This is a genomic window from Kribbella sp. ALI-6-A, assembly GCF_001984195.1.
Taxonomy (GTDB): domain Bacteria; phylum Actinomycetota; class Actinomycetes; order Propionibacteriales; family Kribbellaceae; genus Kribbella.
Window position 1 is genome coordinate 50,860 of the sequence record NZ_MTQN01000010.1, and the last position, 20,708, is coordinate 71,567.

Below are 20,708 nucleotides of genomic sequence, written 5' to 3' on the forward strand. Positions count from 1 at the left end.
ATTCTCGTATACCCTACGAGAATTGATGGCGTGGTGAAGGGAGCTGGCATGACGATCTTGGTGACGGGTGCGACCGGCAGCGTCGGGCGGCTGCTGGTGGACAAGCTGGTGGCGGCAGGAGTGCCGGGAATCCGGGCGCTGACCAACAATCCGGCGAAGGCGGCGCTGCCGTCGGAGGTCGAGGTGGCGCGGGGATATCTGGGCAAGCCGGCCACGCTGCCCGCGGCGCTCGAAGGGGTCGACACGGTCTACCTCGCGCCGCTGCCAGCGTTCGTGGACGAGTTCGTGACGGCGGCGCAGAAGGCCGGCGTGCGGCGGGTTGTCGTGCTGTCGGGGGAGCCCGCGGAGTACGAGGCGCAGGGGGAGCCGTCGACCTGGCACTACTACAAGGTCGAGCGGGCGATCGAGGACGGCGGCTTCGAGTGGACGCATCTGCGGCCGGGCCAGTTCATGAACAACACGCTCGACTGGGCGGAGTCGATCAAGACCGAGGGTGTGGTCCGCGGCCCGTACGCCGCGGCGGTGCAGACGCCGATCGACCTTGGCGACATCGCGGCGGTGGCGAGCGTCGTACTGCGGGACGAGAGCTACACCGGCCAGCGGCTCTTGATGAGCGGGCCGGAGCAGCTCACGCAGCCGGAGGAGGTCGCGCTGATCGGGAAGGCGATCGGGCGGGAACTGCGGTTCGAGGAACTGACGCACGAGGAAGCGGTTGCAGCGTGGACGCCGTTCATGGGCGCCGAGTCGGCCAAGTGGCTCGTCGACGGCTTCCGGATGATGGCCGAGTACGCCGCCGAGCCGTCGCCCGTGGTGCGGGAGGTGACCGGGCGGCCGGCCAAGACGTACCGGCAGTGGGCGATCGACAACGCGGCGGCCTTTCGCGGGTAGTTTGAAACCTGGCCGAACATGTGTTCGACTGTACGTCATGAGATGGGCAGGTCAGCAGCTCGACGCGGAAGCTCCCGGGGCGTTGCCGGGGCTGGGCTCGATCGCGGGCCTGGTGCGGTCGGTGACGACGCCGGAGTTCCAGGGCGTCACGTTCCACGAGGTGCTCGCGCGCTCGGCGCTGAACTCGGTGCCCGGCACGGGGCTGCCGTTCAACTGGACGATCAATCCGTACCGCGGTTGCACACACGCCTGCCGCTACTGCTTCGCCCGGCCGACCCACAAGTACCTCGAGCTGGACGAGGGCGCCGACTTCGACCAGCAGATCGTGGTCAAGACCAACGTCGCCGACGTGCTGCGGCGTGAGCTGGCCCGGCCGTCCTGGGGCTTCGAGCAAGTTGCTCTGGGCACCAATACCGATCCCTACCAGCGGGCCGAGGGGCGCTACCGGCTGCTGCCCGGCATCATCCAGGCGCTGGCCGACTCGGGTACGCCGCTGTCGATCCTGACCAAGGGGACCTTGCTCCGCCGCGACCTGCCGTTGTTGCAGGCCGCGGCCGAGCAGGTCTCGGTCGGCATCGGTGTCTCCCTGGCGCTCGGCGACGAGGAGCTTCGTCGCCGGATCGAGCCCGGGGTGCCGTCGGTCCGGGGTCGGTTGGAGCTGATCCGTGCGGTCCGGGAGGCAGGCCTGCCGTGCGGAGTGATGGTCGCGCCGGTGCTGCCGTGGCTGACGGATTCGGCCGAGCACCTCGACCACCTCTTCGGCGAACTGGCCGCGGCCGGCGCCACCGGTGTGACCACGCTCGTACTGCATCTGCGCCCTGGGGTGAAGCCGTGGTTCATGAGTTGGCTGGCCGAGGAACACCCTGAGCTGGTCAAGCGCTACGAAGACCTTTACAGCCGAGGGTCGAACGCTGCTCCCAGTTACCTGAAGGCGTTCGAGGTGAAGGTCAGGCCTCTGTTGGAGAAGCACGGCTTCGGCCGAAGCTCCCACCGTGCCGGCCGCGACGCTTCGCTGCGCTCGAATCGACGCTCGTCGCCGCGCCCCGGGATGCCCGTCGAAGCCGCCGGCCAAGGCTCGCTGTCCGGCTGGGGCGAGCCGACGAGCGACCGTTTCCGAGGCCCCCGCCGAGCCGACCCCGCGCCGTTCGACACCTCCACCACCCGCCGGCATGCCCCTCGCCGCCAGCCGGCGCCGGTCCCCCCGATCACTCCGGAACCGGACCAGCAGACGCTGTTCTGACGTTCCGCGACGAAAGCCGCCATCAGCAAGCGCATTCGCCGGGGTGATCCCCGAACTCCCGCACAGCTCATCCGCCCCGTTCATTCGGTCCGTCGACCCGGTAGTCACCCCAGCGCCGTTGTCCCAACCGACCTTGTGTACGCACCGGCCGGGTGATGTGCCGGTAGGTGGCGGGGCGGTGCTCAAAGTGTGCGTTGATGGCGGTGGGCTCCGGGGTGGCCGGAGTGGGGTTGGCAACCGGGCGGGTGGGGTAGCGGGAGCGCCGGGGGCTACTCCCGCAGCGTGAGGATCTCGGGCCCGTTCTCCGTGATGGCGACCGTGTGTTCGGCGTGGGCGCCTCGGGTGTGGTCGGCGGAGCGCAGGGTCCAGCCGTCGTCGTCGATGACGTACGTCGAGCCCGGGCCGTGCCAGAACCACGGCTCGATGGCGAGCACGTGGCCGGCGCGGAGCTTGAGGCCCCGGCCGGGGCGGCCGCCGTTGGGCAGATGGGGTTCCTCGTGCATTCGGCGGCCGATGCCGTGGCCGCCGAAGTCCAGGTTGGTGCCGACGCCGGCTTGGTTGCCCACGGCACCAATTGCGGCACCGATGTCGCCCAGCCGGGCACCCGGTACGGCGGCCGCGATGCCCGCGGCGAGCGCGCGTTCGGTGGTGGCGATCAGCTCGAGATCCTCCGGGCGCGGCGTACCGACGACGAAGCTGGTGGCGGAGTCGGCGCACCAGCCGTCGAGCGACGCGCCGCAGTCGACGTTGAGCAGATCGCCGTCGGCGAGGCGGAGGTCGGAGGGCAGGCCGTGCAGGACGCCGTCGTTGACCGACGTACAGATCACGCCGCTGAACGGCGACGACGCGAAGCCGGGCTGGTAGCCGTCGAAGAGCGAGACCGCCCCGGCCGAGCGCAGCACGTCGCGGGCGACCCCGTCGAGTTCGAGCAGGGAGACACCGACGGCAGCGGACTTCTGGACGGCGGTGAGTGCGGCCGCGACGACCTGCCCGGCCGCGCGCATCGCCTCGATCTCGGCCGGTGTCTTCAGTTCGACCATCAGCTTCTCCTTGCGCCGCCGTGTCCAGAACCCCACGGGATAGTTATACCGGTACCGCTGCCCGACGGAGATCGCGCCCGTCTCGTCGAGCGCCGGAAATCCCCTGAGTGATCAACCTTTTGCCCGCCCAGGGCGTCTTCAGGATGTCCGCTCCTGTGCGAGTGGAGACCTGGGGGCAACACGATGCTTGGACGTCGGCGATGGATAGCGGCGGCGCTGCTGGCCGTCGGAGCGTTGGCGGTCGGCGGGTGCGCGGACGTCCCGAGCGCAGGCAGTTCGCCTGCTGGGCCGGCGACCGGCACCGGCTCCGGTCCGGGCGCGCATCCGCCGGCCGGTCCGCAGGAGATCAGCCTGGTCGCGACCGGCGACGTCCTGCTGCACGAACGCCTGTGGACCACGGCCCGCCAGGACGGCCGCAACGGCCAGTGGGACTTCGCCCCGCTGCTCAGCGGCGTGAAGCCCTTGGTCCAGGGCGCCGACCTGGCCGTCTGCCACCTGGAGACCCCCGTCGGTACGCCGTACTCGGGTTATCCGCTCTTCCAAGGGCCGCCGCAGATCGTGCCCGCGCTGAAGAAGACCGGGTACGACGCCTGCACGACCGCGAGCAACCACAGCTTCGACAGAGGGGCCGCGGGCATCGACCGGACCCTGCGCACGCTCGACCAGGCCGGGCTGCGGCACGCAGGCACGGCCCGGACGCCGGCGGAGGCCGAGACGCCCACGATCGTGGACGTGAAGGGTGTCAAGGTCGCCCTGCTCAGCTACACCTACGGCTTCAACGGCATGCCGTACCCGAACGGCGAGACCTGGCGGGCCGGCACGCTCGACCCGGTGCGGATCAAGGCGATGGCGCGCAAGGCCCGCGATCACGGCGCGCAGATCGTGGTCGTCAGCTGCCACTGGGGGACCGAGTACTCGTCCAGCGTCAGTCCCAAGCAGCGCGCCCTGGCCGCCGAACTGCTTGCCGACAGCAACATCGACCTGATCCTCGGCCACCACGCTCACGTCGTCCAGCCGGTCGAGCAGCTCAACGGCAAGTGGGTCGTCTACGGCCTGGGCAACCTGGTCGCCGCGCACCGGACCCCGGCCGCGCCGAAGTCCGAGGGTCTGCTGGTGAAGGTCACCTTCCGCCGCGACGGCGACCGCTGGACAGCTGCCGCACCGCGGTACGCGCCGCTGCTGATGACCGACGCGCTCCCGGTCCGCGTGCTCGACGTACGCCGCGAGCTCGCCAAGCCCGGGCTGTCCGCGGCGCAGCGGCAGCGCCTGGAGCTGGCCGATCGACGGACCTCCGCGACGGTCGAGAAGCTCACGTCGCTGCCCGAAGGGCTGTAAAACCCTTTGAAGACAAGGCACATCGACCTCTAGCCTCGGTCGCATGTTCACCAACTTCGTGATGGTCCGTCGTGCCCGCCTCCGGGCAGGCGAGGGGTGCCTGGGGATGGCATCCGCTCGATAGTCGTTGGGCCCAACGCGTCGTCGACGAGGCCGGGGTTCGTCCCGGTGAGCTCGTCCTCGACGTCGGGGCCGGTCTCGGCGCGCTGACCGGGCCACTGGTCCGGGCCGGCGCCGAGGTGGTTGCGGTCGAACTCCATCCGGGCCGGGCGGACACGCTGCGCCGACGGTTCGCGGGTGATCCGGTCCGCGTGGTCCGGGTCGACGCGGCCGATCTGCGGTTGCCGACCAGGCCGTTCCGGGTGGTCTCGAGCCCGCCGTACGGGGTCTCCACCGCGCTGCTGAAGAGGTTGCTGGCACCGGGTTCGCGCCTGCTGTCGGCCGATCTCGTCCTGCAGCGGCAGGTGGTGAACCGGTGGGTGCAGGGCCGCGCGCCGGGAGCCGCGCGTTGGAGCCGGCACTACGACACGTCGATCGGAATTCGCCTTCCTCGCAAGGCCTTCACCCCGCCGCCGCAGGTCGACTCAGCTGTGCTGCGGATCGAGAGGAGGTAACAGACACCAAGACCCCGTTCCCCTGCTGGGGAACGGGGTCTTCGACGTCAGCCGGGCGTGTCAGCCGTGCCAGGACTTCCACAACGCCGCGTAGGACCCGTCCCGGGCGACCAGCTCGTCGTGGCTGCCCAGCTCGCTGATCGTGCCGTCCTCGACGACAGCGACCCGGTCGGCGTCGTGCGCGGTGTAGAGCCGGTGGGCGATCGCGATCACCGTCCGGCCTTCCAGTACGGCGGCCAGCGACCGCTCCATGTGCCGAGCGGCCCGCGGGTCGATCAGCGACGTGGCCTCGTCCAGCACCAGCGTGTGCGGATCGGCCAGCACCAGCCGGGCCAGCGCCAACTGCTGGGCTTGCGCCGGAGTCAGCGGGTACTGCCCCGAGCCGACGCGCGTGTCCAGCCCGTCCGGCAACGCCTCGGTCCACTCGCGCGCGTCCACGGCGTCCAGCGCCTCCAGCAGCTTCTCGTCCGAGGCGTCGGGCGCCGCCATCGACAGGTTGTCGCGCAGGGTGCCGACGAAAACGTGGTGCTCCTGGGTGACCAGCGCGACCTGCCGGCGCAGCTCGTCCAGCGGCAGATCGGTCATCCCGACCCCACCGACGCTGACCGATCCCGTGCGTGGCGGGTGAATGCCCGCGATCAGTCGCCCGAGCGTCGACTTGCCCGCGCCGGACGGTCCGACCATCGCGATCCGCTCACCCGGCTGGACGGTCAGGTTCACGCCGTGCAGCACGTCGCGACCGTCGACGTAGGAGAACCGCACGTCGCGCGCCTCGACCAGTTCGCCCTTCGGCTGCCGGCCCGACGGCGTCCGGTCGTCCGGTACGTCGGTGATGCCGAGCAGGCGGGCCAGCGCGGCACCACCGGACTGCAGCTCGTCCATCCAGGAGATCAGCCGGTCGACCGGGTCGATCAGCTGGCTGGCGTAGAGCACCGCGGCGGTGACTGCGCCCAGAGAGACGTGCCCGTTGTTGTGCAGCCAGCCGCCGAACAGCAGCGTGCCGACCACGGGCACCAGGTAGCCGACCTCGACCACCGGGAACCAGACCGTGCGCAAGTGCAGCGTGTACCGCTCGGCGTCGAACGAGCCGCGGATGTCGCGGTCCGACGTGCGGACGCGCGCGTCGTACCGGCGCAGGGCCTCGACCGTGCGGGCACCCTCGACCGTCTCGGCCAGCGAGCTGGTCATCTGCGCGTACGCCGCGTTCTCGCGCAGGTAGCCGTCCTTGGCGCGGCGCAGGTACCACCGGGTGCTGACCGCGAGCACCGGGACCATCGCGAGCAGCGGCAGCAGCACCCAGACGCCGACCAGCAACGCGGCGGCGACGGTGAACAGCACGGTGACGAACGCGATGATCGTCTCCGGTACGGCGAACCGCACGGTCCTCGACAGCGTGTCGACGTCCCGGGAGGTGCGCGACAGCAGGTCACCCGTGCCGGCCCGCTCGACCGTGCCGATCGGCAGCGCCAGCGCGTCGTCGACGAAGTCCTCACGCAGCTCGGCCAGCACCTGCTCGCCGAGCGCGAACGACCGGTATCGGGCCCAGCGGGTGAGCAGCGACTGCACGACGACGAACACGGCGATCACCGCGATCACCTTGTTCACCGCGGCCGTCGTCGTCCCGTGCTGGACGTTCTCGACCAGTTCACCGATCAGCCGGGGCGTGGCCAGACCGGTGACGGCGGCCAGACCGTGCAGGCCGATCGCGATCAGCAGCGCGCGCGGGTGCCGCCGGGCCAGCCGACGGGCGTGCCGGCGCACTTGTGCGGAGTCCGCGACCGGCAGGATCCGCTTCATGCGAGCACCTCCTCGTCCTCGGTCTGGCGGGTGACAGTACGGCGGTAGCGCGGTTCGGACTCCAGCAACTGCCGGTGCGGACCGGTCGCGACGACGCGGCCCTCGGCGACGAAGACCACCTCGTCGACCCGGTCGAGCAGCAACGGGCTGGATGTCAGAACGACGGTGCTGCGGCCGGCGCGGTACTCCTTGAGCCGGTCCGCGATTCGGGCCTCGGTGTGCGCGTCCACCGCGGACGTCGGCTCCACCAGCACCAGCACCGACGGGTCGGCGAGCAGGGCGCGGACCAGCACGAGTCGCTGCCGCTGACCGCCGGAGAACGACCGGCCCTTCTCCTCCACCTCGGAGTCGAGCCCGTCGGCCAGGGCGACCAGCACGTCCTCGGCCGAGGCCGTCCGGATCGCCGCCAGCAGTTCGTCGTCGGTCCGCCGGCCGGTCGGGTCGAGCTCCTCGCGCAGGACGCCGGTGAACAGCTGGGAGCCGGTGTCGCTGACCAGGATGCGCTGCCGGACGTCGGCCCGGGTCGCGCTCGCCAGCGTGACCCCGCCGTACCGGACCTCGCTGGTGTCGTCGTACCGGCCGAGGGTGTCAGCGATCAGCGCGGCGCGGTCGGACTCGGCGGAGACGATCGCGGTGAGGCGTCCGTCGCGCACGCGGATGCCGGAGACCGGGTCGACCAGGTCTCCGCGCTCCGGCAGCCGGACCGGCTCGGTCGGGTCGACCACGTCGGGAGTCAGTTCGAGCACCCGGACGATCCGGCGGGCGGCGACCAGCCCGCGCATCAGCGCGTTGGCCATCTCGGTCGCCGTCCGCAGCGGCAGCACCAGGAAGGTGGCGTAGCCGTAGAAGGCGACCAGGCTGCCGGCGCTCAGATCACCGCGGACGGCGAAGTGCGCGCCGAGGCCGACGACGCTGACCACGAAGATGCCGGGCAGGAAGACCTGCGCCGCGTCGAGCACGGACTGGATCCCGGCCACCTTCACCCCGGCGCCGCGGACCCGCTGCGACTCGGCCCGGTACCGCTTGGAGAAGGAGTCCTCACCGCCGATGCCGCGCAGCACACGCAGCCCGGCGACGATGTCGGAGCCCAGCGAGTTCAGCTCGCCGACCGCCTCGCGCTGCGCGGACTGGCGCTGGTGCAGCGGACGCAGCATCGGGCCGAGCGCGAACAGCATCAGCGGCACACCGATCAACACCACCAGGCCGAGCACCGTCGAGGTGTTGAGCAGGATCACCGCGACCACGACGAACGCGACGATCGCGCCGCTGAACCGGGCCACGATCTCCAGCAGGTTGCCGATGTAGGCCAGGTCGCCGGCGCCGACGCTGACCACCTCTCCGGTGGCCAGGTGCTTGGGCAGGGTGGCGCCCAGGTCGGCCGACTTGCGGGTGACCACCTGGACCGTGCGGTAGGCGCCGCTCAGCCAGTTCGTCACCGCGAACCGGTGCCGCATGATGCCGGCCAGCGCTTGCACCACGCCGACCACGAACAGCCACGCCGTCCAGAACAGCAGCCGGTCGGTGTCACCACCCGCGACGCCCTCGTCGATGGCCTTGCCCAGGATCGCCGGCACGAAGGCCTGCGCGCCCATCCAGAGCATGCCGAAGGCCGTGCCGCCCAGCAGCGTGACCTTCTGGCCGCGGGCCACCCAGAGCAGATAGCGCGCGGCGGAGCGGTGGTCCGGAGTGCCGGGATCGGCGACGGGAAGCTGTTTCATGACCTGTTCAGGCTAGGCACCGGCACCGACAAAAGCATGTGAATTACCGGTCTTCTCCGGATCCGGAGAGCTTCATCTTGCGTTGGGCAACCAGTTCCCCGGGGTCCACCTCGACCGCTTGTCCTGGATCACATGCTGGTCATCGCGCATCGGGGAGCGAGCGGGTACCGCCCGGAACACACGCCGGCGGCGTACCGCCTGGCTGCGGCGCTCGGCGCCGACTACCTGGAACCGGACCTGGTCGCCACGCTGGACGGCGTGCTGGTGGCCCGGCACGAGAACGAGATCTCCGGCACCACCGACGTCGCCGACCACCCGGTGTTCGCCGACCGCCGGATCACCAAGATCGTCGACGGGGCGGCCGTCACCGGCTGGTTCGTCGAGGACTTCACCTACGCCGAGCTGAGCACGCTGCGCGCCCGGGAGCGGATGCCCGCCCTGCGCGCGGCCAACACGGCCTACGACGGCCGCGAGGCGATTCCCACCTTCGACGACGTGGTGGCGCTGGCCCGGCAGGAGTCGGCCCGGCTCGGCCGCCCGATCGGGGTGCTCCCGGAGATCAAGCACCCGGCGTACTTCCGCCGGCTCGGGCTGCCGCTGGAGGAGCTGCTGGCCGAGCGCCTGAGCGCGCTCGGCGTCGGACGCGACGAGGCGATGGTCCAGTCCTTCGAGCCGACCAGCCTGCGCCGGCTCGCGGTGATGACGAACGTGCCGCTGGTCCAGCTGGTCGACTCCGAGGGCACGCCGAACGACTTCCTGCGCTTCGGCGACGACCGCACCTTCACCGACCTGACCGCACCGGCCGGTCTGCGCGAGATCTCCACGTACGCCGAGGTGCTGGCGCCGCACAAGGACCTGATCATTCCGCGCCGGTCCGACGGTTCGCTGGATGAGCCGACCGGTCTGGTCGACCAGGCCCACCGTGCCGGCCTGAAGGTCCAGGTCTGGACCTTCCGCGCCGAACGCCGCTTCCTGCCCACCGGCCTGGACCTGGCCGCCGAACTCCGCGCCTTCGCCGCCACCGGCATCGACGGCGTCTTCGCCGACCACCCGGACGTCGCCGTGGCCACGATGACCCGCCGGGCGACGCTGAAGGTCTAGCGAGGGAGCTCGGCGCGCAACTGCTTCAGCACTCGTTCCGCCGCGGGTGCGAGCTCACGGTCGATCGCGTGGTGTTCGTTCAGCCCCAGTACGACGCGAGCGCTGGTGGCCGGGCGCGTACGGATCAGCTTGGTCCGCAGGTACGTCGGCGGGTGGCTGAAGTCGGTCCGGGTCTCACGCAGCCGGCTGACGCGCAGCCGCCGTTCGATCTCCCGCTGGGGGATCTCGGTCACCGCGCGCCGTACCGCCTCCAGCGGTGGCACGTCCTTCTCGAAGCGCAGCGCCCGCTCCAGTGCCCGATACGCCGAATCGGCCAGCAACGTCCGCTCCAGTGCCCAGGCGGCGGCTTCCGATCCGGCCACCTCGCCGGCCGTGCGGTCGGCCAGGTACTCCGCCCGCTGATTGCTGCGGAGGCTGACCCGGTCGAGCAGCCAGGCGTAGCCGCGGACGAGTGGCCCGACCGTGGCGTTGATCAGCCGGGTGAGATGACCGACCGAGGTGTCGGTGGCCAGGGCGTGCGCGGCGTCCAGCTTGTACTCGTCGTACGGCTGCTCGGTGAACGCGGCCTCCAGATGCTCCAGCACGGACTCGGCCGCTCCGACCACCCAGCCGTGCCGGGCGTCGCCGTTCTTGCCGTGTCCGAGCTCGTGAGCCAGCACCGCCACTCGTTCCTGAGGGCCGAGGCCGGTCCACAGCGGCAGGCCCAGTCCGACGACCGGGCGGAACCGCCAGCCGACCCGGAGGAAGCAGACGTTCGACTCAGCATCCACCGCGACCGCGGCGACCCGTTGCGTGCCGATACTCGCGGCGATCTCGTCCAGCAGGCCGAACAGCACCGGCGCCTCGTCGCGGTGCACGAGCTCGGCGTCGGGATCGAGTTGGGCGGCGCGCGGCCGCAGCATCAGACCGATGCCCAGGGCAATCACCGCGAGCGGGGCGCTCAGCCAGAGCGGCCGGTAGAACACCAGCAGGGCGATCCCACCGAGCAGTGCGATGACGGGCAGGACCAGCAGCAGAGCCGACAGCAGGTACGCCGCGACGCGGGCCGCGTCCCACCCGGGCCGGTGCACCTTGCCGCGTTCGAGCTCGCGATAGAGGGTGTCGGCGAGTTGGTGCTCCAGCTTGACCCGCCAGGCCGGGTGGTTCCGCTCCGGGCCCGCCGGGTCGACGTTCCAGTCGCACTGGTCGCACCAGGTCACATAGCCGGGATCGGTGCGGATTTGCCGGCCGCACTGCGGGCAGCTGATCACGCTGTCGTGGGTCTGCACGAGCAGCAGTGTGACAGTGCGGTCAGAGTTCCTGGCGCAACGCGGAGAGAGCTGCTTGCGTGGCGGGGCGCAGTTCCTTGTCCAGATCGGCGGTCAGCATGACCTGCGGCTGAGTGGAGGACTGCTGGAGGAGCTGCAGGCGGAGGTACGTCGGCGGCACGTCCGGGGTGCCGCACCGGCGGGTCAGGCGGATGCGGCGGTCCAGCTCACGGGCAGGGACTTCGGTGACGGCTCGGCGGGCCGCGGTGGTCGGGTCCTCGTCGCGGTTGTAGCGCAGGGCTCGTTCGAGGGCCCGGAAGCCGGTGTCGGCGAGCAGGGCCTTCTCCAGGGCGTGGACAGTCGCCTCGGTGCCGGCCAGCTGGGCGGCCTGGCGGTCGGCGGCGTAGACGGCGTACTGGGTGGGGCGGAGGGTGATGCGCTGGAAGACGGCCAGGTACAGGCGGGCGGCTGGGCCGAACACCAGGTTGGCCAGCTTGGTCAGGTAGTAGTTGACGATCGCGTCGTCCTGCGCGGAGATCACACCACCCGCATGGCTCGGCAGGACGCGCTGGGCCTCGTCGTGGCGGGCTTCGTCGAGTGGCCCGGGCTGGAAGGAAGCGATGAGCCCGGTGAGGACGTGCCGGGCGGCCTCGATCGTGAGAGCGAGCCGGCTGGATCTGGCGAGGCTCAGCTCGTGCGCGATCACTGCAACCTGCTCCTGCGGCGCCAATGCGGCCCAGTACGACGTACCGATCGCCAGCACCGGGCGGAAGCGCCAGGTGATCCGGGCGTAGCCGATGGTCGGACCGGTGTGTAGGTAGACGCCGGTGAGCTTGGTCCGGGTGATCCGGCCGATGTCGTCGAGCACGGCGTACAGGTGTGGGGCGTCGGCGGGGGAGACGGGCTGAGCGTCCGGCGGTAGCTGCTGAGGGCGCGGTCGGAACGCTGCGCCGATTACCAGAGCGATCACCGCAAGCAGCCCGCTGAACCACAGCGGGCGGTAGAAGAGCAGAAGAGCGACTCCACCGAACAGACAGGCGAAGGGAACCAGCAGCACCGGGACGGCTACCGAGTACGCCGCAGCCCGGGCTGCCCATGAGCCCGGGCGGGTGACGGCACCGCGTTCCCAGTCGCGGTAGAGGGCTTGCTGTTGCCGCTGCTGCCAGGCGGCGACCTGATGGTGCTCCGGGTCGACGTTCCAGTCGCACTGGTCGCACCACGTCACGTAACGCGGGTCGGCGGGCAGCTCGTGGTCGCACTGCGGGCAGTGCGACAGTCCCGACTCGGTCTGCACGGCAGCAGTGTGGTCCCTGATCGGGGCCAGTGCATCTTCCCGGCCCCGATCGGGCCGGGCGGGTCACTGCTGCCGTGACAGCTCGGTCACGCGGCCGGCGGCTTGTCGTCGTAGATGCGGGCGGCGATGTCGGCCTCCGGGGTGGTCTGCTGCTGCGGCTGGTTCTGCGAGTTCTGGACGTTCTGCCAGACCGCCTTGCCGTCGGCCGCGGGCATCACGACCCAGGCGATCAGGTAGCCGAACGCTGCGGTACCGCCGGTGATCAGCGTCAGCCCGACGATCGCCAGCCGGACCAGCGTCGCGTCGATGTTGAAGTACTCGGCGAGGCCGCCGGAGACACCGGACAGCATCCGCTGGTCGCGCGAACGGCGGAGGGTCTTGCCGGACAGGTTCTGGAAGGGTGCGGTGTTGTTCGTCATGTCAACCACTGTGCCGCCCGCGGACCCCCGCGCACATCGGGATCGGTACCGACCCACCCCTGAGCCGACCCCGGCATCCCTCGGCCGGGGCCCTGACGACTTATGGACCGAACTTGTCGGTGGCCGGGGTTAGCGTCACAGGATGGACGCGGAAGCGGTGCAGAAACTGGTGCTGCGGTTGCCAGGGGCGGAGGAGCACGAGGGCTGGGCTGGCCAGCCGGCCTTCAAGGTGCGCAAGAAGGGGTTCGCCTACCTGTCGGAGGACGAGACCAAGCTGTTCGTCAAGGCGCTGCGCGAGGAACAGCAGGCGATGATCGCGCAGAACCCGGACGTCTACGCGTCCTGGTGGGAGTCCGGCCGCTTCGGCTGGCTGGAGATCGACCTGGCCGGCGCGGACGACGAGGAGGTCGAGGAGCTGCTCACCGAGGCCTGGCGGCTGAACGCCCCGAAGTACCTCGTCGCCCAGCTGGAGCAGTAAGCGCCGGGCCGCCCGGCGGGCACCACCTGGCTTGCACTCGCTTGGGTCGAGTGCTAATACTTGGTTAGCACTCAATGGGCGAGAGTGATAACGCTCGTGCCCGCTGGGAGCTGTTAGAAGACGGCCTCGATGAGGCGCCGGAGTCAGGGCGGGACGTGAGCGCCAGGACGCCGGAGCCGTCCGTCGCGGGCATCCGGCCGGCTGAACCACCAGAAACTCGACGCGGGAGGACTCGCGGAGAATGCCCAAGCTGATTTCGTTCAACGAAGAGGCGCGCCGCGGCCTCGAGCGGGGAATGAACACCCTCGCCGACGCCGTCAAGGTGACGCTTGGCCCGAAGGGCCGCAACGTCGTGCTGGAGAAGAAGTGGGGCGCCCCCACGATCACCAACGACGGTGTTTCCATCGCCAAGGAGATCGAGCTCGAGGACCCGTACGAGAAGATCGGGGCCGAGCTCGTCAAGGAAGTTGCCAAGAAGACCGACGACGTCGCGGGTGACGGCACCACCACCGCGACCGTGCTGGCCCAGGCGCTCGTGCGCGAGGGTCTGCGCAACGTCGCCGCCGGCGCCAACCCGATGGGCCTGAAGAAGGGCATCGAGAAGGCGACCGAGGCCGTCAGCGAGCAGCTGCTCGCGCTGGCCAAGCCGGTCGAGACCCGTGAGCAGATCGCGGCCACCGCCTCGATCTCGGCGGCGGACACCCAGGTCGGCCAGATCATCGCCGAGGCGATGGACAAGGTCGGCAAGGAAGGTGTCATCACCGTCGAGGAGAGCAACACCTTCGGTCTGGAGCTCGAGCTCACCGAGGGCATGCGCTTCGACAAGGGCTACATCTCGCCGTACTTCGTGACCGACACCGAGCGGATGGAAGCGGTCCTCGACGACCCGTACATCCTCGTGGTGAACAGCAAGATCTCCAGCATCAAGGACCTGGTCCCGGTGCTCGAGAAGGTCATGCAGACCGGCAAGCCGCTGGCGATCATCGCCGAGGACCTCGAGGGCGAGGCGCTGGCCACCCTGGTCGTCAACAAGATCAAGGGCACCTTCAAGACCGTCGCCGTCAAGGCGCCGGGCTTCGGTGACCGCCGCAAGGCCATGCTGACCGACATCGCGATCCTGACCGGTGGTCAGGTCATCTCCGAAGAGGTCGGCCTCAAGCTCGACACCGTGGACCTGGAGCTGCTCGGCCAGGCCCGCAAGGTGGTCGTCACCAAGGACGAGACCACCATCGTCGAGGGCACCGGCGACGCCGACTCGATCCAGGGCCGGGTCAACCAGATCCGCGCCGAGATCGAGAAGTCGGACTCCGACTACGACCGCGAGAAGCTGCAGGAGCGGCTGGCCAAGCTGGCCGGCGGCGTCGCGGTGATCAAGGTCGGCGCGGCCACCGAGGTCGAGCTGAAGGAGCGCAAGCACCGCATCGAGGACGCCGTGCGCAACGCGAAGGCGGCCGTCGAGGAGGGCATCGTCGCCGGTGGTGGCGTCGCGCTGCTGCAGGCGTCGGTCAAGGCGTTCGAGAAGCTGGAGCTCGAGGGTGACGAGGCGACCGGTGCGCAGATCGTGCGTCACGCCGTCGAGGCCCCGCTGAAGCAGATCGCCGTCAACGCCGGCCTCGAGGGTGGCGTCGTGGTGGAGAAGGTTCGCAACCTCGAGCCGGGTCACGGCCTCAACGCCGCGACCGGTGAGTACGTCGACCTGATCGCCACCGGCATCATCGACCCCGCCAAGGTGACCCGCTCGGCGCTGCAGAACGCGGCCTCGATCGCGGCCCTGTTCCTCACCACCGAGGCGGTCATCGCCGACAAGCCGGAGAAGGCCTCGGCCGCTCCGGGTGGCGCGCCCGACATGGGCGGCATGGACTTCTGATCTCCGGAAGTTCCTCGTAGTACTCAGCACGACGACAGCGGTCCCGGGTCCCAGCCCGGGACCGCTGTCGCGTTGGGGCTCAGGCTCCGGCGGCGCGCAGCAGCCGGAGCTGGCCGATTTCGGCGGCGTTCTTCATCAGTTCGGCGTTCACCCAGCCGTACATGTCGGCGACCGAGCGCCCCGCTTCGGGCGACCAGGGAAAAGCCGCGGGCAGCGTGAGCCGGGACGAGTCCTCCAGGACCATGGACCACTCGTCCCGCAGGTGGTGCATCAGGTCCCGCGTGCCGAGCAGCGTGCCGGGCCACGGTACGTCGGTGCGGTGCGGCGGCACGGTCTGCTGCGCGTGGGCCAGCGCGACCGTCCACCACCAGCCGATGTGCCAGGTCAGCCAGCCGATTGTCGGCACCGGAATCGGGTCGAGTTCCTGGTCGGACCAGTCCGGCCGCCAGATCCCGGCCGCGTCCGGCCGCACGGTCCAGGTCAGCCCGGCCGGCTCCCAGAGCAGGTCCTCGGGGACCAGCCGATCCAGGTGGTACTCGAACAGCGACCAGGTCAGCTCGAACTGTCCGCGCAACAGGTCAACCCCGGTGATCGTCACCACCGAAGTCTCTCAGGTGGTCCCGACAGCCCGCGTCCTCCCCAAAGGCGGTGGACGACGACCCCGCCGGCCCCCTAGTCTTGCCGCTGCGAGAACGACTCGAGCGAAAGGAGCGACCGATGACCACTCAGATCTGTGCCACGGCGCGACCGGTTCGCTCGTCCAGCTCGCACTGAGCGGAGCCCGCGCCTTCGTCCCGGAGGTTTCGTGAAGATCCGCACCGCCGTCGAGTCCGATCTCGACGCCATCCACACCCTGATCGCCGACCAGTCGGTCAACACCGTCACCCGTGAGCGGTACGACGAGTTCCTCGGCAACGGCTCCTACCGCCACGCCTGGACCTGGGCCGCCGAGGAGGACGGCCGCATCGTCGCTCTGGCCGTCTGGTGGGGGATGCCGCAGTCCGAGCACCCCTTCAGCATCGACGGGCTGTACTACGCCGGCGACGGGGATCCCGTCCCGGTCTGGGCCGAGCTGATCCGGCACACGCTGGACTCGATGCCCGAACCGCCCGAGTACCACGTCTTCCTGCCGAGCGGCTGGCGCGAGCAGCCCGAGGTTGTCGCCGCGCTGGAGCCCCGGCTCGCCGCCGCGGCGCAGGCCGGCCTGTCGCAGCTGACCGAGCGACTGCGCTACGAGTGGCTCCCGGCGTACGGGCTGCCGGCGCGGTCGACCCGGCTGCGGTTCGAGCCGGCGGACGACGACGCGTTCCTGCGGGCCTTCGTCCGGGTGATCGAGGGCAGCCTGGACGCCGCCACCGCACGAGCCGTCGCGCAGGACGGCGCCGAGGCCTCGGCCAAGGCGGACCTGGAGGTCTACCAGGAGATGCCCGGCGAGCGGGACTGGTGGCGTCTCGCGTACGACGAGGCCGGCGACCTGGTCGGCTTCATCGTGCCGTCGGCCAACAACGGCGGCCCGGTGATCGGGTACGTCGGAGTGCTGCCCGAGCAGCGCGGCCACGGCTACGTCGACGACCTGCTGGCCGAGGGCACGCACCTGCTGGCCGAGACCGGTGCCGAGCAGATCCGCGCGGACACCGACCTCACCAACCGCCCGATGGCCGCGAGCTTCGAACGCCTCGGCTACCGCAACCACGCGATCCGGATGGTCGCGAGCCGCCCGATCGCCTGAGCCGTGCCCGGCTGCCCCTCGGAAAGTTGGTTCCGAGGGGCAGACGGGCGAGCGGCCGGCCCCTATGCTCCCTGACATGTCAGAGGCCTTCGGGTCCGGTCGGGGTGGTGGGCGATGCGGGACATCGCGCTGATCCTGCACGTCGCGGCGGGGGCGCTGGGGCTGGTGCTCGGCCCGCTCGCGATCGTGCTGACCTTGCGCCGCAAGCGACTCAACTGGGCCGGCGAGATCTACCACTGGGCGGTCGCGCTGGTCTGCCTGACGGCGCTGGTGATGGTGCCGTACGACTGGGCGGGGCTGTGGTTCTTCTGGCCGATCTCGCTGGCGTCGTACTTGTTCGTGTATCTCGGGCAGCGGTCGGCCGAGTCCCCCGGCGGCCTGTGGTACCGCGGCGTGCTGCGCGGGTACGGCGGGAGCTGGATCGCTTTGTGGACAGCGATTCTGGTCGTCAGCGTTTCCGACTACCCGTGGACGTGGGCGGCGCCGACCGTGCTCGGCACCGCCTTGATCGAACTGCTCTGCCTTCGGCCGGTGCCGGCGTGGACGCGGGCCTGAGGGTCCGCGGTCGAGGCGTGCCGGGGATCAGCGCAGCGAGCGGAAGAACGTGCGCAGGTCGTCGGTGAGCAGGTCGGGGACCTCCATCGCGGCGAAGTGGCCGCCGCGCTCGTACTCGGTCCAGTGCTCGATCTTGCCGTCCGGGTCGACCAGGCTCCGGATCGCCGTCTCGGCTCCGAACACGGCCACCCCGGTCGGTGGAGCCGGCGGCCCATCGCCCCAGCCTCCGCCGTCCGAGCCGCCGCTCCAGTCACCGCCGTCCGCGCCGCCCGCCTCCGCTCCGCCGTCGCCCCAGCTGTCCGAGCTGTCGCCCTGGGAAGCCGCGCCCTGCTGTTCGGCGAAGGCGCGCCAGGCCGCCATGCCGTCGTACAGCGCGTGGGCCGAGGAAGCTCCGGAGCCGGTGAACCAGTACAGGCTGACGTTGGTGAGCAGTTGGTCCTTGTCGACGGCGTCGTCCGGCAGCGCCGCCGCCGGATCGGTCCATTCGGCGAACTTCTCCACGATCCACGCCAGTTGCCCGGCCGGCGAGTCGTTCAGCGAGTAGGCGAGCGTCTGCGGCCGGGTCGACTGCAGCGTCAGGTAGCCCAGCCCGTCGGTGAGGTACCGGTTGAACCTCTCGCCCCGCTCCCGGTCCGCCGCGGTCAGCGGCTCGAGGTCGATCGGCCCGGCGAACGGTTCGGACGCGCTGACCGCGGCCAGATGCACCCCGGCCACCCGGCCCGGCGCCACGAAGGGCAGCATTCCGCTGACCCCCGCGCCGGCGTCCCCACCGTGTGCCGCGAACCGCTCGTACCCGAGCCGGCTCATCAGCTGCGCCCACATCCCCGCGACCGCGAAGAGGTTGAACCCGGCCGGGCCGAGCGGGTTCGAGAACCCGTACCCCGGCAGCGACGGGACGACGACGTGGAAGGCGTCGGCCGGATCGCCTCCGTGCGCCCGCGGATCGGTCAGCGGGCCGACCACCCGCGCAAACTCGACCGGCGAGCTCGGCCAGCCGTGGGTCAGCAGCAACGGCAGCGCGTCCGGCTCCGGCGACGGCTGGTGCAGGAAGTGGATCCGCTGACCGTCGATCTCGGTCAGGTACTGCGGGATCTCGTTCAGCCGCGCTTCCTCGGCGCGCCAGTCGTACCCGTCGGCCCAGTACGCCGCGAGGTCGCGCAGGTAGCCGGTCGGCACGCCCCGGCTCCAGTCGTCGACCCGCGGCGTCGTCGGCCAGCGCGTGTTGCGCAGGCGAGCGTGCAGCTCATCGACCTCAGCCTGCGGTATGTCGATGCCGAAGGGCTGGATCTCGTCGCCGGTCGTCATGGCTGCACCCCATCTCGCCGCGAGCGATGGCGGCAAACACTTCGACTCTGATCTAAAGCACTACGCCTGCCCGGCCTGCTCTTCGGGAGTGGCCCTGCGCACGACCAGGCGGGTCCAGGCGCCGACGTAGATCCGGTCGTCGGCGTTGAGCTCGCGGCGCTGGCCTGGGGTGATCGGGTCCTCGGGCAGCGGACCGGAGGCCGGGCCGACGAAGGTGCCGTTGGAGGACTGCAGGTCCTCGACCCACCAGCGCTGGCCGTCGGTGGTCAGCTGGGCCTGGCGCCTGCTGACGCCGGTGTCGTCGCCGCAGTCGACCTCCGGGCTGATCCCGCGACTCCGCGACGGCCGCCCGACCAGGACGCTCTTCTCGGTCAGCGGTACGACGACCGGCAGCCCGGGGGACGGGCAGGGATCGTCGCTCTGCTGGACGGCGTACCAGTCCGGGTCGACCCAGCGCTCCACCACCCACTCGGCGACCTCCTGGGGTGCCGACGGGACCGGCGGCGGAGGCGTCACCGGGCCGAGGTCCAGCGACGAGGCCGGCCGGGGCATCGTGCCGGTGGTGAAGTCGTAGCCGCAGGACTCGCAGAACAGCGCATCCGTGGCCGCTGCCTCACTGCAATTCGGGCAGGCCTGGACAGCCGGTGCGGGCGTCGGGGCCGCCACAGCAGGAGCCGGTACGGCGGCGGCAGCCGGGCTGGCCGCCGCTCCGATCGGCAGACCGCAGACGTCGCAATAGTCGGTCGAGGTGGACGGGTGCCCGCTCGGACACGTCACTGCGCTCACTTCTTCACCCGGGTGGTCTTGGTGGAGGCGGTGTCGAGCGCCATCTCGTCGACCTTCTCGACCGTGCGCTTGAGCCGCACCGTGCCGGTGTCCTGGTCGTCGATGTCGACCACCTTGCGCAGCCGCGAGGTGGCCTCCTCGTTACCGGTCTGCGCGGCCAGCTGGACGGCCCGGCCGAGCTTGGTGGTCGCGGTCGCGGTGTCGCCGACCGCCTTCGCCGCGAGGCCCTCCTGGATCGCGTTGGCCAGCTCGGTCTGCCCGGTGTAGTGGGCGACCTCCGGGCTGATCCGTGTGGTCAGCGCCTCGTCGGCCGACCACAGCGCCTTCACCAGCCCCTGCGCGAGCACCTGGTCGCCGATGGCCAGCTGGACGCGTGCGGCGAGCTGCTCCTGCCCGATGCCCTTGGCCGCGAGCCGTACGGCGACGTGGTAGTCGCGGGACTCGTCACCCCACGAGCCGGTCGGGTAGGACCCGGTCAGCGCGTTCACCTCGGTACGCCGGCCGGTCAGGTCCTCCACGGTCGGCGCGACCTGGCGGACGAACAGCACCTGCGCGCCCTGCGGCGCCCAGACCCGCAGGTCCGCGGTGGCGACGCCCTTGCTCATCGCCTGCCGGATCAGCTTCTGGAACTCCGCCGCCAGCTGGTCCGGGGCCGGGATGATGTCGACCGTGCCGAGCAGCGCGGTCGCGATCCGGCGGACCTCGTCGACCTGCCAGGCCACACCGACACCCCGGCAGTCGCACTGGAACTGACCGGTGACCGCGTTGATCGTCTCGGTCAGCACCTCCGGCGACTCGTGCTGGTTCTCGCCGTCGGTGAGCAGGATCGCGTGCTTTTGCGTCAGCGACGGCACGGTCGCGAAGACCCGCGCGGCCAGCCGCAGCCAGGTGCCCATCGCGGTCCCGCCGTCGGCGTAGAACCGGGCCACCGCGTCCTTGGCGGCCTGCCGGGTGTAGGGGTCCATCCGGACCATCACCGGCTCGGCCGACGGCGGGAACGCCAGCTGGGCCCGGTCGTTGCCGGAGATCACCGCGAACCAGACCCCGTCGAGGATCTGGTCGATCGCGGTCTGCGCGGCGTACGCGGCGGCCCGGACGCCGTCGGCGCCCATCGAGCCGGAGGTGTCGACGATGATGATCTCGCCGACGTCACCGCCGCCCGACTGGCCCGCGACACCGGCGCCGGAGCAGTCGACCGTGACGATCGCGTGCACGTCGGTGCCGCCGTCGGGCAGGAACTCGTTCTGGTAGACGGTGGCGGAGAACTCGGCCATCTCGTGGCGTTCCTTTCGTCG

The 20,708-nt window shown here is 70.8% G+C and carries 19 protein-coding genes; 9 read left to right on the forward strand and 10 right to left on the reverse strand.

Annotated elements, in window-relative coordinates:
- Positions 1 to 48: 48 nt before the first annotated feature.
- Both BWI15_RS14560 and BWI15_RS14565 read left to right on the forward strand, forming a co-directional pair.
- Complete coding sequence (locus BWI15_RS14560) at positions 49 to 888, forward strand: NmrA family NAD(P)-binding protein (RefSeq protein WP_077014951.1); 840 nt, start codon at positions 49 to 51, stop codon at positions 886 to 888.
- Between the two features lie 37 nt (positions 889 to 925).
- Positions 926 to 2,128: an Rv2578c family radical SAM protein gene (locus BWI15_RS14565; protein ID WP_077014952.1), complete on the forward strand. Its 1,203-nt coding sequence runs from the start codon at positions 926 to 928 to the stop codon at positions 2,126 to 2,128.
- A gap of 269 nt (positions 2,129 to 2,397) precedes the next feature.
- Here BWI15_RS14565 and map read toward each other — a convergent pair whose 3' ends face one another.
- Positions 2,398 to 3,168 (reverse strand): type I methionyl aminopeptidase, encoded by a 771-nt coding sequence (gene map / locus BWI15_RS14570; protein WP_077014953.1) that lies wholly within the window; start codon positions 3,166 to 3,168, stop codon positions 2,398 to 2,400.
- Between the two features lie 183 nt (positions 3,169 to 3,351).
- Here map and BWI15_RS14575 point away from each other — a divergent pair, with 183 nt between their 5' ends.
- Positions 3,352 to 4,503, forward strand: coding sequence for a CapA family protein (locus BWI15_RS14575; protein ID WP_077014954.1), 1,152 nt, complete (start codon positions 3,352 to 3,354; stop codon positions 4,501 to 4,503).
- Between the two features lie 71 nt (positions 4,504 to 4,574).
- A complete protein-coding gene (locus tag BWI15_RS14580) occupies positions 4,575 to 5,117 on the forward strand; it encodes an rRNA adenine N-6-methyltransferase family protein (RefSeq protein WP_077014955.1) in 543 nt (180 codons plus the stop codon).
- Positions 5,118 to 5,177: 60 nt separating this feature from the next.
- Here the strand turns inward: BWI15_RS14580 and BWI15_RS14585 are convergent, their stop codons facing one another.
- Both BWI15_RS14585 and BWI15_RS14590 read right to left on the reverse strand, forming a co-directional pair.
- Complete coding sequence (locus tag BWI15_RS14585; RefSeq protein WP_077014956.1) at positions 5,178 to 6,914, reverse strand: ABC transporter ATP-binding protein; 1,737 nt, start codon at positions 6,912 to 6,914, stop codon at positions 5,178 to 5,180.
- Positions 6,911 to 8,632, reverse strand: a complete 1,722-nt coding sequence (locus BWI15_RS14590; protein WP_077014957.1) for an ABC transporter ATP-binding protein — start codon at positions 8,630 to 8,632, stop codon at positions 6,911 to 6,913. Before BWI15_RS14590 ends, BWI15_RS14585 begins: the two co-directional genes overlap by 4 nt.
- A gap of 132 nt (positions 8,633 to 8,764) precedes the next feature.
- Here BWI15_RS14590 and BWI15_RS14595 point away from each other — a divergent pair, with 132 nt between their 5' ends.
- Positions 8,765 to 9,733 carry a glycerophosphodiester phosphodiesterase gene (locus BWI15_RS14595; protein ID WP_077014958.1) on the forward strand — a complete coding sequence of 323 codons (969 nt, stop codon included), beginning with the start codon at positions 8,765 to 8,767 and terminating at the stop codon, positions 9,731 to 9,733.
- On the opposite strand, the gene BWI15_RS14600 is transcribed toward BWI15_RS14595, so the two are convergent.
- The 3 genes from BWI15_RS14600 to BWI15_RS14610 all read right to left on the reverse strand — a co-directional run bounded on the left by BWI15_RS14600 (position 9,730) and on the right by BWI15_RS14610 (position 12,693).
- Entirely contained in the window at positions 9,730 to 11,001 is a 1,272-nt protein-coding gene (locus tag BWI15_RS14600; protein WP_077014959.1) for a M48 family metalloprotease, read from the reverse strand. The genes BWI15_RS14595 and BWI15_RS14600 overlap by 4 nt on opposite strands.
- Before the next feature lie 22 nt (positions 11,002 to 11,023).
- On the reverse strand, positions 11,024 to 12,274 hold the full coding sequence (locus BWI15_RS14605; RefSeq protein ID WP_077014960.1) for a hypothetical protein: 1,251 nt from the start codon (positions 12,272 to 12,274) through the stop codon (positions 11,024 to 11,026).
- A gap of 86 nt (positions 12,275 to 12,360) precedes the next feature.
- On the reverse strand, positions 12,361 to 12,693 hold the full coding sequence (locus BWI15_RS14610) for a PspC domain-containing protein (RefSeq protein WP_077014961.1): 333 nt from the start codon (positions 12,691 to 12,693) through the stop codon (positions 12,361 to 12,363).
- A 142-nt stretch (positions 12,694 to 12,835) separates the two neighbouring features.
- Here BWI15_RS14610 and BWI15_RS14615 point away from each other — a divergent pair, with 142 nt between their 5' ends.
- Together BWI15_RS14615 and groL are read left to right on the forward strand one after the other, a co-directional pair.
- A complete protein-coding gene (locus BWI15_RS14615) occupies positions 12,836 to 13,171 on the forward strand; it encodes an MmcQ/YjbR family DNA-binding protein (RefSeq protein ID WP_077014962.1) in 336 nt (111 codons plus the stop codon).
- Positions 13,172 to 13,412: 241 nt separating this feature from the next.
- Positions 13,413 to 15,038: a chaperonin GroEL gene (groL, locus tag BWI15_RS14620; RefSeq protein ID WP_012923547.1), complete on the forward strand. Its 1,626-nt coding sequence runs from the start codon at positions 13,413 to 13,415 to the stop codon at positions 15,036 to 15,038.
- A gap of 79 nt (positions 15,039 to 15,117) precedes the next feature.
- Here groL and BWI15_RS14625 read toward each other — a convergent pair whose 3' ends face one another.
- The gene (locus BWI15_RS14625) at positions 15,118 to 15,636 is read right to left on the reverse strand and encodes a DinB family protein (RefSeq protein WP_077015986.1); all 519 of its coding nucleotides are present in this window, start codon (positions 15,634 to 15,636) and stop codon (positions 15,118 to 15,120) included.
- 207 nt (positions 15,637 to 15,843) lie between these two features.
- Between BWI15_RS14625 and BWI15_RS14630 the strand changes: the two genes are divergently transcribed.
- Positions 15,844 to 16,767 carry a GNAT family N-acetyltransferase gene (locus tag BWI15_RS14630; RefSeq protein WP_077014963.1) on the forward strand — a complete coding sequence of 308 codons (924 nt, stop codon included), beginning with the start codon at positions 15,844 to 15,846 and terminating at the stop codon, positions 16,765 to 16,767.
- Between the two features lie 114 nt (positions 16,768 to 16,881).
- Positions 16,882 to 17,322 carry a hypothetical protein gene (locus BWI15_RS14635; RefSeq protein WP_077014964.1) on the forward strand — a complete coding sequence of 147 codons (441 nt, stop codon included), beginning with the start codon at positions 16,882 to 16,884 and terminating at the stop codon, positions 17,320 to 17,322.
- A 27-nt stretch (positions 17,323 to 17,349) separates the two neighbouring features.
- Here the strand turns inward: BWI15_RS14635 and BWI15_RS14640 are convergent, their stop codons facing one another.
- From BWI15_RS14640 to BWI15_RS14650, 3 genes are read right to left on the reverse strand one after another with little or no spacing between them, the layout of a single operon-like run.
- A complete protein-coding gene (locus BWI15_RS14640; RefSeq protein WP_077014965.1) occupies positions 17,350 to 18,627 on the reverse strand; it encodes an epoxide hydrolase family protein in 1,278 nt (425 codons plus the stop codon).
- Between the two features lie 60 nt (positions 18,628 to 18,687).
- Positions 18,688 to 19,404: an FHA domain-containing protein gene (locus tag BWI15_RS14645; protein WP_237771288.1), complete on the reverse strand. Its 717-nt coding sequence runs from the start codon at positions 19,402 to 19,404 to the stop codon at positions 18,688 to 18,690.
- Positions 19,405 to 19,409: 5 nt separating this feature from the next.
- Positions 19,410 to 20,687, reverse strand: coding sequence for a vWA domain-containing protein (locus BWI15_RS14650; protein ID WP_077014967.1), 1,278 nt, complete (start codon positions 20,685 to 20,687; stop codon positions 19,410 to 19,412).
- Positions 20,688 to 20,708 lie beyond the last annotated feature (21 nt).